Genomic DNA, 12,917 nt, shown 5'->3' with positions numbered 1-12,917 from the left:
CCCTCAGAACTGTTGGGTCAGGCGGGCGTAGTAGTAGCCGCCGGTGATGCCGAAGGGCGAGAAGATGCCGAACTGGCCCGTGCCCTGGTCGGCGTTGAGAATCCCGATCTTGTCGGGATGCTTGTCGAACAGGTTGTTGGCGCCGATTGCGATGTTGGTCGATGGCCGGACCTGCCAGGCGATGTCCAGATCGGTGATCCACTTGGGATTGAAGGTCCGGTCCAGGCTCGCCGAGGCGCCGGCCTCGGTGTAGCGGCCAAAGCGGGTGTTGCGCAGGCTGGCGCTCCAACCGCCGCGCGACCACTGGGCCCCGACGATGATCTTCTCGCGCGGCGTGCCGATGGTCAGGTCGGCGATCTTCTGGCGGTCGAACAGGACGAGGTTGGGGTTCACCGCCGTCAGTACGGCGGGTGTGACCTTCAGCTCGGTGATCTTGGTCTTGTTGAAGGCGTAGGCGGCATTGAGATTCAGTCTGCCCAGGTCGCCGAGGCTGAAGCCGTACTCGCCCACGAAATCGAGCCCGTTGGTCCGGGTCGAGACGGCGTTGGTATAGTAGGTCGCCGTCAGTCCCTGCGGGAAGCGCGCCAGCAGCGGCGCGAGATCGGCTCGCGAGGACAGCTGCGCGACCGAGAGATCAAGGTTACTGGTGTCGACGATCCGGTCGTCGATCTGGATCTCGTAGGCGTCCAGCGTCAGTCGCAGACCGGCGACCGGCTCGGCGGTCACGCCGAAGCTGTAGTTGGTCGAGGTCTCGGGCTTCAGCGGCTCGGCGCCCAGCGCCTTGGCCTCGGCGCTGTCGGTGCGCAGCACCTTGGTCGGGAAGGTCAGGTACTCGCCCGCCACGCAGGGGGCGCCCCGGAAGATGTTGTTCGGCGCGGCCGGGCACAGGCTGCCATTGATGGTCGAGGTGGCGAATAGCACCTGGCCCAGCGATGGAGCGCGGAAGCCGTTGCTGACCGTGGCGCGCACGGCGTAGCCCGGCAGGAATTCCCAGCGCGTGGTCAGCTTGCCGCTGAAGGTGTCGCCCACGCCCTTGCCGTACTTTTCGTAGCGGCCGGCCAGGCCGACGTACCAAGTGTCGGTGACGTTGGTCCCGACATCGACATAGGCCGCGCCGCTGTGGCGATGGGTCGAGCCGGCGTCCTCCGGCGCGGTGCCGGCGTAGGAGGCCAGACCCGGGTTCGGGCGCAGGCCGGCGAACGGCTGGCCGGCCGGGATCACGTAGTCGCCAACGACGTAGGACGCCTCGTCTCCCGCCTCGATCAGGAAGCGCTCGTAGCGGTGCTCCAGCCCCCAGGAGACCTGCAGCGGGTTTTTCAGCCAGCCCGGCGTCACCTCGCGGGTGGCGTCCAGATTGTTGGTCCACTGCCGGAATTCGTGCGTCGACAGGTGAAAATAGGTCGGACTGGACGGGCCCAGCGTGGCGTTCAGCGTGTTCTGGCCGTCCAGCTGCGCGTGGTCCTGGGCCAGGGTGGTCGACAAGTCCCACGCCCAACCCTCCGCCTCGCCGCGCGCGCCGAAGCTGGTCTGGAAGTCCAGCTCGAAGATCCGCCGATAGGCGTTGAAGCCGTCCGGATAGACCTCGGGCAGCGCGTTGCGGCTCAGCGGTCGACCGGCCGTGACACCGGCCACTGGAGCCAGGTTCGGCAGGAAGCTGCCGGTGTTCTTCCGCGACGACCGGTGGCTGAGCGTGCCCGACGAATAAAGCTTCAGGTCCCGCCAGGGCAGCTCGGCGTTGTACGAGGCCGCCAGGATGTCCTCCTCGCCCGGCCCGTAACTCAGGCCCCAGGCGTCGCGGTCGGCCGTGGCGTCGCGCGGGTCTGGCGTGACGGTGGTGACACCGCCGACCGTCGTGACTGTGGGCTGGTAGATGTACTGGGCGCGCGAAGGAATGGCGCGAGTGGCCGCCTCGTTGTTCTTCCAGTTCAGGGCCAAGCTGAGGAAGCCGCCAGTCTCGCCCAGCGGCCGCCCCCAGTTGAGCGTCGCGGCGCGAGTGTCGCCGTCGCCCAGGTAGTTCTGGCCGCCGGTGTAGCTGAAAGAACCGCCTTCGGAATCGTCCTTCAGGATGATGTTGACGACGCCGGCGATGGCGTCCGAGCCGTACTGGGCCGAGGCCCCGTCGCGCAGCACCTCGATCCGCTCGATGGCCGAGGCGGGAATGAAGTCGAGGTCGACCGGCGCCCCGCCTCGACCGACGCGGGCCAGGTTGTTGATCAGGGCGGTGCCGTGGCGGCGCTTGCCGTTGACCAGGAACAGGGCCTGGTCGCCGTTCAAGCCGCGCAGGGTGATCGCCCGCACCGTCCACGAGGTGCCGCCACCGTTGATGCCCGGCAGGTTGAACGACGGGATCAGAGTGTTGAGCACCTCCTTCAAGCCCACCTTGCCGGTAGCCAGGAGTTGCTCACCACCGATCACGTCGACGGGCGCGGGGCTGTCGGCGACGGTGCGCCGCACGCCACGCACGCCGGTGACGATAACGCTCTCAAGCGCCACCGCGCCGTCAGCTTCGGCGGCCGCGGGAACGGGCGGCGCTGCCGCTGTATTCTCGGCGCGAGCCTGGCCTCCCAACGCCAGAACCGAGGCGCAGGTCATGAGCGCAGCGTGGTGTTGGAGCTTGCGGTGTCGTTGTCGGGCGGCCACGCGGACATACAAAAAAGGCAAAAGTCTATCCCCCGCGCCCGGCGGATCGCCGGGCGTCGTCGTTAATTCGTGGATTGGAAAGTGTTCCCGCCTGACGCTCGGCTCAGGCGGGCTCGCGCTCGCGATACGGGATGTCGTCGCTGCCGATCAGCACGCGTTCCATGACCCGTGGGAAATCGCCATAGTCACGCACGGCGTAGTGCAACCCGGCCCGGTTGTCCCACAGGGCGACGGAGTTGGGTTTCCAGCGGAAGCGGACCTGGTGCTCCGGCCTTTTGACTTCATCATAGAGGCGGGCGAGCAGCGCGCGGCTTTCATCCGGCGCCAGGTCGACGAACTGCGGCTTCAGGCTGAAATTGATCCAGAAGATCTCCTCCCCCGTCTCCGGATGCGTGCGGATCGCCGGATGGGCCACCAGCGGATAGCGCTCGCCGGCCTTGAACAAGGCGTCCTGGTAGTCGTGGATCACGTAGAGATCGTCGATCCGTGCCTTCAAGTCATTGGGCAGGCCTTTCCAAATGGCGTGCCCATCGGCCCAGATCGTGTCGCCGCCGACTTCCGGGATGTGAACCGCCTTCAACACGGCCCCGAACGACGGGTTGATCCGCCAACTGGTGTCGGTGTGCCAATGGTTGTCACGGATGTCGTACTTCTTGAGCGCCTCGGCGGAGATCGGCTGCACGGCGCGATGGGTCTCAACACCGCCCACCGGATGGGCGTAGACCTCGCCGAAATTGGCTGCGAAGGCCAGTTGCTGGTCGCGGTTGATATCCTGGTCGCGGAAAAACAGGACCTTGTGGCGCAACAGCAGCGCCTTGAGGGCGTCCCGCTGCAGGCGATCGAGCTTCTGGCGAAGATCCACGCCTCCGATTTCGGCTCCAATCGTAGGGCTGAGCGGCGTGACGCTCAGGTCGGCGCTCTGGATCTTGTCGCGGATGGCGCTCATGGAAACCTCCTTGGAAGCCGCCCCCTGGGCCGGCGACGGCACCATGGCCGGAGGCTTTAAATTGAGCGACCTAGTATTTCTTTGAACAAATTCAGAGTTTTATATATCGCCCGAAGCCATAAGCCGCATTTGCGCGACGCATATGGGCGATGCCGATTGCAAGTCGGTGCGGACGACGGGCAGGAGCCCGCTGATCACAGAGTTCAGCTGGACACGTTGCGCGGCGCCTGTCCCGTCATCGTCGATACGAGGTTCAGCGGCGCCAAGCCTGCCCGGCCAAAATCGTTCTCGGAATTTGGCCTCAGATCTCCCGATCTCTAGAGTTGTCCCAGAAATCTTGAGCTCCACGGCGGCGCGTACGCACCCATTTCGTTCTCTTAGTCCCAGCGCCAAGACCAAAGCTGAGCTGATCTACCGGCGATGTTTGTCTGGAGCCGCCACAAAACCGGTGGTCGTCAATACTTGAAGATCTGCGACATTATGACCTCAGACATTGGAAACGGCGCCGCCAAACAAAGAACCTTCGTTAACTTTGCTCAGGCCCCATGGTGCCGCGACGAAGGGTGCGCGGGGGACTGGCCTTGAAATTCATCGACAGCTGGAAAATCTCGACCAAGATCCTGACGGCTTTGACCCTCCTGGCCTTGGCCTTCACCGCCTCGGCGACCTACAGCAGCGTCGCCCTCAAGAAGGCGGACAACGCCACAAGGGCGCTGGTCGCTCATCGCGCGCCGGCCGCGCTCGAACTGGCGCGCGTCGGCCGCATGGTCAACGTCATCGGCTACGCCACCTATCGCGTCGTCGCGGAGGACGGCCCGACCCCGGCGGCGCGCCAGGCCAGGGCGGACATCGACGGGTCGACAGCCCAGTTGCTCAAGAATCTGGAAATCGCCGAACGGCTGCTGCCCGAAAACGCGGCCACCTACAGGACGTTCGCGGCGCAGGCGAACCAGATCGCCGGACTGGCCGATCGGGCGGCCGACCTGGCTCTCGCGGGTCAGGACGACCAGGCCAAGCGCGTCATGACCCAGCTCGACCCCAAGATCGTGGGAATGACCAAGGAGATTGTCGCGTTCAACACCACGGCCGCGGCCAGCGACGACAAGGCCGTGGTCGATCTCAGTTTGTCCACGCACATGTCCATAGCGACAAACCTCATCCTCGCGATCGGCGGCATCGCCTTGGGCGTGGGCGTCGGCCTCTGGGTCGCGATCGGCAAGATCGCTCGACCCCTGAATGTTCTTTCCGAACGTATGCGCCGCCTGGCCGGGGGAGACCTTGAGGTGGTCGTCGAGGCTCAGGACCGTGGCGACGAAGTCGGCGGCATGGCCCGCGCGGTCCAGGTCTTCAAGGAGAATGGCGTCAAGGCCAAGGCGCTCGAGTGCGAAGCCGAACGGCTTCGCACTGCCTCGGAAGAGGAACGGCGTGTTCACGAAGCCGCTCGAGCCATAGCCGCCCGCGAACAGGCGCGCGCCATCGAACAGGTCGGCGCCGGCCTGTCGAAGCTTTCCGGCGGCGATCTCACCTACCGCCTGACCGAGGCCTTCGCAGCCGACTACGCCAAGCTTCGCGAGGATTTCAACACGACCGTCGAAACCCTTCAGGCGACGATGGAAGAGATTTCCGGCAACAGCCAGGGCATCCGGTCCGGCGCTGGCGAGATCACGGTGGCGTCGGACGACCTGTCCCGCCGCACCGAGCAACAGGCCGCCAGCCTGGAGGAAACGGCCGCCGCCCTCGAGCAGATCACCGCGACAGTGAAGAAGACCGCCGAAGGCGCGACGCACGCACGCACCGTGGTGGCCGCCGCCAAGCTCGACGCCGAGACGGGCGGCGAGGTGGTCGGCAAGGCGATCGTGGCGATGAACGCCATCGAAACCTCTTCCCAGGGCATTACCCAGATCATCGGCGTCATCGACGAGATCGCGTTCCAGACCAACCTGCTGGCCCTAAACGCCGGTGTCGAGGCCGCCCGGGCGGGAGACGCCGGTCGCGGCTTCGCCGTCGTCGCTCAGGAGGTGCGCGCCTTGGCCCAACGTTCGGCCGAGGCCGCCAAGGAGATCAAGACCCTCATCGCCACATCCACCGGCCAGGTCAGCGCCGGCGTCGATCTGGTGGCGCAGACCGGAAAGGCCCTGGAGCGCATCGTCGGCCAGGTCTCGCAGATCAACAGCGTGGTCAGCGAGATCGCGGCCTCAGCTCAGGAGCAGTCCGGCGGCCTTCAACAGGTCAATGTGGCGATCAACCAGATGGACCAGGTCACGCAACAGAACGCCGCCATGGTGGAGGAAAGCACCGCGGCGAGCCACGCCTTGGCCCGGGAGGCTCAGGACCTGGCGCGACTGATCGGTCGGTTCAAGGTTGGCGAACAGGCCGCTCGGGCAGCGGTCGCCGCACGGATTGTGCGCCAGGCCAGCTGACCCGATACCAGGGCCGCCTTGAAACAGCCCGGCCGGGACCCGCCGATGCTGAAGGCCGGCCTGCCGGTCGAGGTGGCGGCGCCGCTGCGCAAGCGTACGGCTCTGCGGTATCTGGTCGAGCCGCTGCAGCAGCGGATGTTCCGCGCTTTCCGAGAACAGTGAACGCGGCCTGCGTTCGTGTCTGCGCCGAAGCTAGGCGTGGGCCGAAACCCGTGCGAGGCGGCACAGCAGGCGATCATAGGTCGAGCGACGGATCGGCCGCCCCGTCCGCAACCGCGTCCAGGTCGTCTCGCTGACGCCCAGCACCTCCTGGAGGCAGACCTTCGTCACCGCCGGAAGCGCGGCGCGAAAGGCAAGGACCTGTTCCTCGTCGACGAGAACCATATTCATCAGATGCGCTCCTAGATTCGAATGGCCGGGCGCCGCCTCCCCGGCGACGTCCGCGCGCAAGGTCAGGGCTTGAGGATCCCGGCCTTGAGCTTGGCGCCGCCGCTCAGGGCCAGGTCATTGGAAGCGCCTCCGACGCCCACCTGGTAGCGGCCGGCGTCAATCACCCAGCGCCGAGCCTTGGCGTCAAAGCGACCCAGCAGGCGGGCGTCGGCGGTGAACGTAAGGCGGCGCGTTTCGCCGGGCTTCAGGTCGACCTTGTCGAATCCGATCAGCCGCTGGACCGGCTTGCCCGCCGCGTCGGTCAAATAGACCTGAGGCGCGTCCTTGCCAGCCCTCTGTCCTATATTGGCGACATCGAAACCGACCGTCAGGGTGTCGCCGCCGGTCACCTTCAGGTTCGAATAGGCGAACTGGGTGTAGGACAGGCCGTAGCCGAACGGGAACAGCGGCTTCAGGTCGGTCTGGGCGAAGCGGCGATAGCCGACGTCGGCCCCCTCGGTATAGACGACGTCGAACTGGGTCTTTTCAGGTACGCCACGGCCCGGCAGCGCCTCCCGCGGATATTGCGCCAGGGACGCTGGAAAGGTCATCGGCAGGCGGCCTGAGGGATTGACCGCGCCGAACAGTACGTCCGCGATCGCCTCGCCGCCCTTGACGCCCGAGTACCAGGCCTCGACGACCGCGCCAGCTTGGCCTAGCCAGGGCATCGACACCGGACCGCCGGTCTGCAGCACCACGATGGTGTTGGGATTGGCGGTCGCGACGGCGGCGATCAGGGCGTCCTGGCCGTTCGGCAAGGACAGGTCCGCCGCGTCCTCCCCCTCGCCCATCCACTGGTTGCCGAACACCACGACGATGTCGGCCGCCTTGGCGGCGGCGACGGCGGCGGCGATGTAGCGGCCGTCGTCGAAGGAGACCTTGGCGTTCGGCGCGGCCTTGCGGATGGCGGCCAGGGGCGAAGACCCGTTGAAATACTCGCTGCGGAACGGTCCCATCATCCCCTCGCCGCCCAGCGGGACCATGCGCTTCGCGCCGCCCGGCGGCACCACCTGGGACGAACCGCCGCCTGACAGCACGCCGGCGTCGGCATGGCCGCCGATCACGGCGATGGTCTTGGCCGTGGCGGCCAGGGGCAGCAGCCCGTCGCGGTTCTTCAGCAGCACGATGCCCTCGGCCGCCGCGGCCCCGGCCACCTCGGCGTTGGCCGCGTAGTCTATAGCGCCGCCCGGCAGCACCGGCTTGTCGAACAGACCCGCGGCGAACATCGAGCGCAGGATGCGGCGACTGGCGTCCGACACCCGCGCGGCCGGTATTTCGCCCTTCTCCACGGCGGCCTTCAGCGGCGCGCCGAACCAGACCTTGGCGTCCAGCTGTTCTCCCGATTGCTGGTCGAGTCCCTTGGCGATGTAGTCGGTGGCGTGGACTGCGCCCCAGTCCGACATCACCCAACCCTTGTAGGCCCAGTCACCCTTCAGCACCGTGTTCAGTAGGTGATCGTTGCCGCAGCTGTAGTCGCCATTGACCAGGTTGTAGGCGCACATCACCGAGCCGGGCTGCCCCTTCTCGATCGCGATCTGGAAGGCCAGCAGGTCGCTCTCGCGATGCGCCGCCTCGTCGATCACCGAATTGGCGAAATGGCGGCTGGTCTCCTGGCCGTTCAGCGAGAAATGCTTGATGGTCGAGACGATCCCCTGATCCTCGATCCCCTTGATCGACGCCCCGGCCAGGTTGCCGGCGAGCCATGGGTCCTCGCCGAGGTATTCGAAGTTGCGGCCGTTGCGCGGATCGCGCGCCAGGTTCACACCGCCGGCCAACTGGACATTGAACCCCTTGGCCCGCGCCTCGCGACCGACCACCGCCCCGCCTTCGTAGGCCAGGCGGGTGTTGAAGGTCGCCGCCAGCGACAAACCCGATGGCAGGGCCGTGGCTCCATCGCCCGGCCGCACGCCGAGGGGGTTGGTGACCCCAAGGCTGGCGTCGCTTTCCTGAAGGGCAGGCACGCCCAGGCGCGCGATCCCCGGGATGTAGCCGGCCGAGCCGATCGCGCCCTCGGGCTTGGTGATCCCGAAGATCGGCATCGACATCGGCCCGTGCAGCAGGCCGATGCGCTCGTCGAGGGTTAGTTCCTTCTCCAGCAGCGCCGCGCGCTCGTCCGGCGACAGCTTGACGTTCATCCAGAGTTGGTCGGACGGTCCGGCAGCCTGCGCCGACGTCGCGACTAGGATGGCAAGGCTTGAGACGAGCGTGAAGGTGCGAATGGTCATGACAGGCCCCGTGTTTCCTCCGGCCCCTCCGCGGAGGCCTTGCTGCCGGCGGTTTAGGAACCACAACGACAACGTTGTCGTACGAGACCACGACAACGTTGTCTATAGGACAAGAAAAGACACCGCTGTCGGAGATTCGGTCGCCGGATTGGGATCATTGCGCCACAACGGGAAAGCCCAACCTTGCGGGGAGGCCGTTGCCGGCCCTCCCCGCGCCGCCTCGGACGATCTGGGCGGTCGCCAGCCTCGCAGAGCCGAACGCCGACGCGCCAGAAGCCGCATGATGTGACCCTCGTAGAGCCTCATCATGCGGCGCTCCACGCCAGCGCGAGAGAAGTCGATTCGCAAGCAACGCCCTCGTGGAGAGGCGGGGCGGCGCTCCTGGTCAGAACTTGGCGCTGAGCACCAGGCGCACGTCGCGGCCCGGCATCAGGACCGAATCCTTGTTCAGCGCCGTGGCGTTGCGGATCGTCTCGTCGGCCAGGTTGTGACCGACGAGCGTCAGCGCGATCCCAGGCTTGGCCTTGAACGGCTTCCAGCGGACCTGGGCGTCGACCGAGGTGTAGCCGTCGGTCGCCAGGTCGGCCACGCCGACATGGTCCTGCGAGGACACCGCCAGCACCAGGAAACTGGCGTCGACGACGTCGTTGTCCCAGTCGAGGCCGCCCCCGAACCGGCCGGGCTGGATGCGCGGCACGTCGCCGCCGCCGCCCGTGAACTTGGCGCGCACATAGTCGCCCAGCACCTGGCCCGACAGCTTGCCGCCGCCCACCGACGCCAGCGGGAAGAACGCCTTGGCCTCCAGGCCCCAGAAGTTGGCGTCGCGCTGGCCGTAGTTGAGTTCCTTGAGCTCGCCGTCGCCGCCGGCCTCGCAGACGCCGCTCTCGTTGCACAGGCGTCCGGTCAACGCGCCGTAGATGTAGTTGTCGAAATGCGCGGCCCAGGCCGAGGCCTCGATGCGGCCTTCTGAACCGAGTTTGTACCGCGCCGTCGCCTCCAGGGAGTTGGCGCGCTCGATCTTCAGTTCCGGGTCGCCGGTCTCGAACGTCGCCGGGCCGTCGTGCGGACCCCGGGCGAAGAGTTCCGTCTGGGCCGGGGCCCGAGCCGCCGAGGCGACCGTCAGGCCCAGGCGCAGGGCGTCGGAAGCGTCGTAGGTGAAGCCGGCCGACAGGCTGAAGGGCGTGAAGTCGCGGCTCGTCTCGATTCCCGTGGTTGGCGTGCCGTCGATCTTGATGCGCTCGATCCGCGCCGCGCCCTGGAACTGCAGGGCGCCGACCGGGGCCTCCACGAAGGCGAACGCCGCGGCGCTCTGGGTATGGGTGGGCAGCAGATAATCGGCGCCTTCCCCCAGGGCGCTGAACTTGCGGTCCTGGAACTGGACGCCGAGCGCCGAGGCCGAGAGCGGCCCAGTGGCGCCGAACAACGCTTCTGCGCGGCCGTCCCACTCCTTGTTGTTGAAGGTGGACAGGACCGCATTGGTTTCAGGGTCGATCTCGCTGTGGGTGTAGTCGGCGTAGCCGGCGTCGACATTGATCCGTTGCAGCAGGCCCTGGCTGAACTTGAACGACCCACCGACGGCGCCCTTGTCCTGCTTCATGCGGATGAAGGTGTCGTCGGACGGAATGCCGTAGCGCGCTTCGTAGTGCGTGCCGCTGGCGCCGACGCGGCTGTCGTCGCCGAAGAAGTAGGACGCGCCGCCCGAATAGCCGTTGCCCCGGAAGAACGAGTTCGGCTGGACGCCATCGGGCGTGTCGTAGCTGCTTGCCCGGCGCCCGAAACCGTCCAGGTGAACCGCGAACGGCCCCTGCCCTGCGTCGAGGCTGACCGTACCCTCGCCGGTCGACGAATTGGTGGAATAGGCCGCCGTTGTTTCCCCCTCGATCCCATCGATCGGCTTGAGCGGGATGCGGTTGTTGATGACGTTGACGACGCCGCCGATCGCCTGGCTGCCGTAGCGCAGGGTGGCCGCGCCGCGCACGACCTCGATCTGCTGGGCGGCCAGCGGGTCGATCGGCACGCCGTGGTCGGGACCGACGTCCGAGACGTCCGAGCTGGACAGGCCGTTCTCGGCCAGCTTCACGCGTTGCGCGTCCATGCCGCGGATCACCGGACGGCTGGCGCCGGCCGCGAAACCCGTCCCGGCGACCCCCGGAACGTTGCGCAAGGCGTCGGCCAGGCTGGCTCCGCCGTTGCTGAGCACCTGATCGCGGCTCACCTGCTCGACGATGGTCGCGAAACGGTCGGGATCGCCCGCCAGGGGCGAGGCGGTGATCACCACCTCGGACACCGAATGACCCAGATCCTGGGCTACGGCTTGGTTGGCGCAGGCCAACAGCCCCCCGACTCCGGCCGCCGCCAGCAACATCGTACGCAGTCGCATTTGATCCTCACAAAAGAATGCTCGCGGCTGGCTTATGTTATATCGTAACAGCTTCCAAGCGGATTTTTGAACCTGCGAGAAGACGGCGGGGTTTGCGACGCTTTTAGGCATCGCAAACCCGCCCCATCGCTATTTGACGCCTAAATCGCGCCTCTATGGCCGGATCGTGTTCAGCACCCGTCCCGGGCCGTCACGACGGTGTTATCCTTCACCACGACGGTGCGGCCGTAGCAGCCGATGGCGCTGTCTTCGAGCCGATACGCTTGGACCGATGAACCCGAAGCGTTCTGGAAGCGTCGGGCGGCGCGGTTGAATTGTCCCTGGGCGGTTGGCGCGACGTGATTGCTGAGGGCCCGTGTCCAGACCCGGCCGTCCGAGGTGACTTCGCGTTCGGTCCGGGCCAGGGTCAGGTCGACGGCGGCGGTCTGGTTGGTCCCGTCGGCCGTAATCGTCTCCTGGGTGACGGAGCTGAAGGGGTAGGACGAGATTTCCCGGCGCGTCGCGGTTCCTGACGCGTCGGTCCGCCGCGTATCGACCTGCAGACGCGTCGACTGCCGCATGCGGCCGATCTGGACCTTGTCATTGGAGACATAGCTTTGGCGGTTCGAGAACGACATCGCGTAGCGCACGCTGGTGGTGACCTCACCGTGGGAAGTCTGGAGAACGCCCGCGATCTCTCCCTTCTGCGCCAAGCGCGTGTCGATCCGGCCGTTCAAGCCCTGCTCGCCAACCTGAACGTGGCGCGCATCCGTGGTCTCGCGCGGCGCCGCCAGCGTATTGTGGAGAAGCCGCCCGCGGGTCGAGCTGGCGCCGGCGTCGCGCCAGGCCAGCAGGCTGGCCGTGACCAGATAGTAGTTGCGCACCCCGGGCACCGCGACCTCGACGCGATGCGGCCGGCCGTCGTTGACCAGGCCGGCGAACGGCGTCAGGTCGATCCGCGAGGGTGTAAAGTTCAGGGTCTCCGGCGCGGGAGCCGGGAACCACAGGTACGGATTGATCCCGCCCGTAAAGATCCACGGAAACAGCGAGGCCAGTCCCGCGCGTTGGCCGTCGACGAACACCTCGACCTGCCGGAAGGCTCCGCCCCCGCATCGTCCCTCCTTGTCGGAGGCCAGATGATCGGGAACGCAATCGTACCAGAACTCGTCGTCCGCTTGTCCTTGGGCGACGACGTCCAAGGCTAGGCGCTCGACATTGGCCGGCAGCACCACGGTCTGGGCCAGGCGGTCCTTGTCCTTGGTGAGCCTGGCGAGACCGCCGGAGATCGGCTGCACGATCTGCGGCGCCGCCGGGGCGGGCGTCGCGGTCGAGGCGGGATAGAACAGCAGGCGCGCGCCTGCGGTCAGGCGCCCGGTGTAGGTCTCGTTGACGACATTGGCGATGAGGACCTCCCCAGCGCCCGGCTGCGCCAGCAAGGCGGCGTAGTCGGTTACGTCGCGCTCCACATGCCAGGCTGGCGCAATGGCTTTGCGCGGCTCCATCGTGGTGCCGTAGTAGAGGTTCACCCCACCCAGATGGATGATGGCGGTGCGATCGAACTGCCGACCGGCGGTGACGTCGAAATCGGCTTCTAGCACGACCTTGGCCCAGGGGCCGGGACAGGCCGCTGGCGGCGTATAGGAAAAGGCGACGGGTTCCACGCCCTCGAACTGCCGCGGGGCGAACAGCGGCGCGACGCAGGGCTCGCCCGCCGGCCGCGGAACACGCGGCTCGACGTCGGCGACCGTATTGACGCCGGGCGCTGGCCGCGGCGGCGCGGCGAAGCCAGCGGGAATGACGCTTTCCGCTCGAGCGACGGTCAGCGGTCCAGCGAGGCCGAGGATGACGGCGAGAACGGAAACGAGGGCGTGACGAGACGTCATAAGCAGGACTCGAAT

General features: G+C 66.9%; 8 protein-coding genes. 2 read left to right on the top strand and 6 right to left on the bottom strand.

Features of this window, described 5'->3' with window-relative positions; genetic code table 11:
- Positions 1–3: 3 nt before the first annotated feature.
- Both ASD47_RS01350 and ASD47_RS01345 read right to left on the bottom strand, forming a co-directional pair.
- On the bottom strand, positions 4–2,592 hold the full coding sequence (locus tag ASD47_RS01350) for a TonB-dependent siderophore receptor (protein WP_082564401.1): 2,589 nt from the start codon (positions 2,590–2,592) through the stop codon (positions 4–6).
- Positions 2,593–2,743: 151 nt separating this feature from the next.
- Positions 2,744–3,586 carry a TauD/TfdA family dioxygenase gene (locus ASD47_RS01345; protein ID WP_056751525.1) on the bottom strand — a complete coding sequence of 281 codons (843 nt, stop codon included), beginning with the start codon at positions 3,584–3,586 and terminating at the stop codon, positions 2,744–2,746.
- A gap of 644 nt (positions 3,587–4,230) precedes the next feature.
- On the opposite strand from ASD47_RS01345, the gene ASD47_RS01340 reads away from it, so the two are divergent.
- Together ASD47_RS01340 and ASD47_RS26445 are read left to right on the top strand one after the other, a co-directional pair.
- Positions 4,231–6,006, top strand: coding sequence for a methyl-accepting chemotaxis protein (locus tag ASD47_RS01340; RefSeq protein ID WP_162251599.1), 1,776 nt, complete (start codon positions 4,231–4,233; stop codon positions 6,004–6,006).
- Positions 6,007–6,024: 18 nt separating this feature from the next.
- On the top strand, positions 6,025–6,168 hold the full coding sequence (locus ASD47_RS26445; RefSeq protein ID WP_156402056.1) for a hypothetical protein: 144 nt from the start codon (positions 6,025–6,027) through the stop codon (positions 6,166–6,168).
- Between the two features lie 30 nt (positions 6,169–6,198).
- Here ASD47_RS26445 and ASD47_RS01335 read toward each other — a convergent pair whose 3' ends face one another.
- From ASD47_RS01335 to ASD47_RS01320, 4 genes are all read right to left on the bottom strand, one after another.
- Complete coding sequence (locus tag ASD47_RS01335) at positions 6,199–6,396, bottom strand: hypothetical protein (RefSeq protein ID WP_056750485.1); 198 nt, start codon at positions 6,394–6,396, stop codon at positions 6,199–6,201.
- A 62-nt stretch (positions 6,397–6,458) separates the two neighbouring features.
- Entirely contained in the window at positions 6,459–8,660 is a 2,202-nt protein-coding gene (locus ASD47_RS01330) for a glycoside hydrolase family 3 protein (protein ID WP_056750482.1), read from the bottom strand.
- A gap of 385 nt (positions 8,661–9,045) precedes the next feature.
- Complete coding sequence (locus ASD47_RS01325) at positions 9,046–11,040, bottom strand: TonB-dependent receptor (protein ID WP_056750479.1); 1,995 nt, start codon at positions 11,038–11,040, stop codon at positions 9,046–9,048.
- A gap of 170 nt (positions 11,041–11,210) precedes the next feature.
- Positions 11,211–12,902, bottom strand: a complete 1,692-nt coding sequence (locus ASD47_RS01320; RefSeq protein ID WP_056750476.1) for a peptide-N4-asparagine amidase — start codon at positions 12,900–12,902, stop codon at positions 11,211–11,213.
- Positions 12,903–12,917 lie beyond the last annotated feature (15 nt).

The sequence above is a fragment of the Caulobacter sp. Root1472 genome, from assembly GCF_001426985.1.
Lineage (GTDB): Bacteria > Pseudomonadota > Alphaproteobacteria > Caulobacterales > Caulobacteraceae > Caulobacter > Caulobacter rhizosphaerae.
This window is presented reverse-complemented; position numbering and strand designations above follow the sequence as displayed.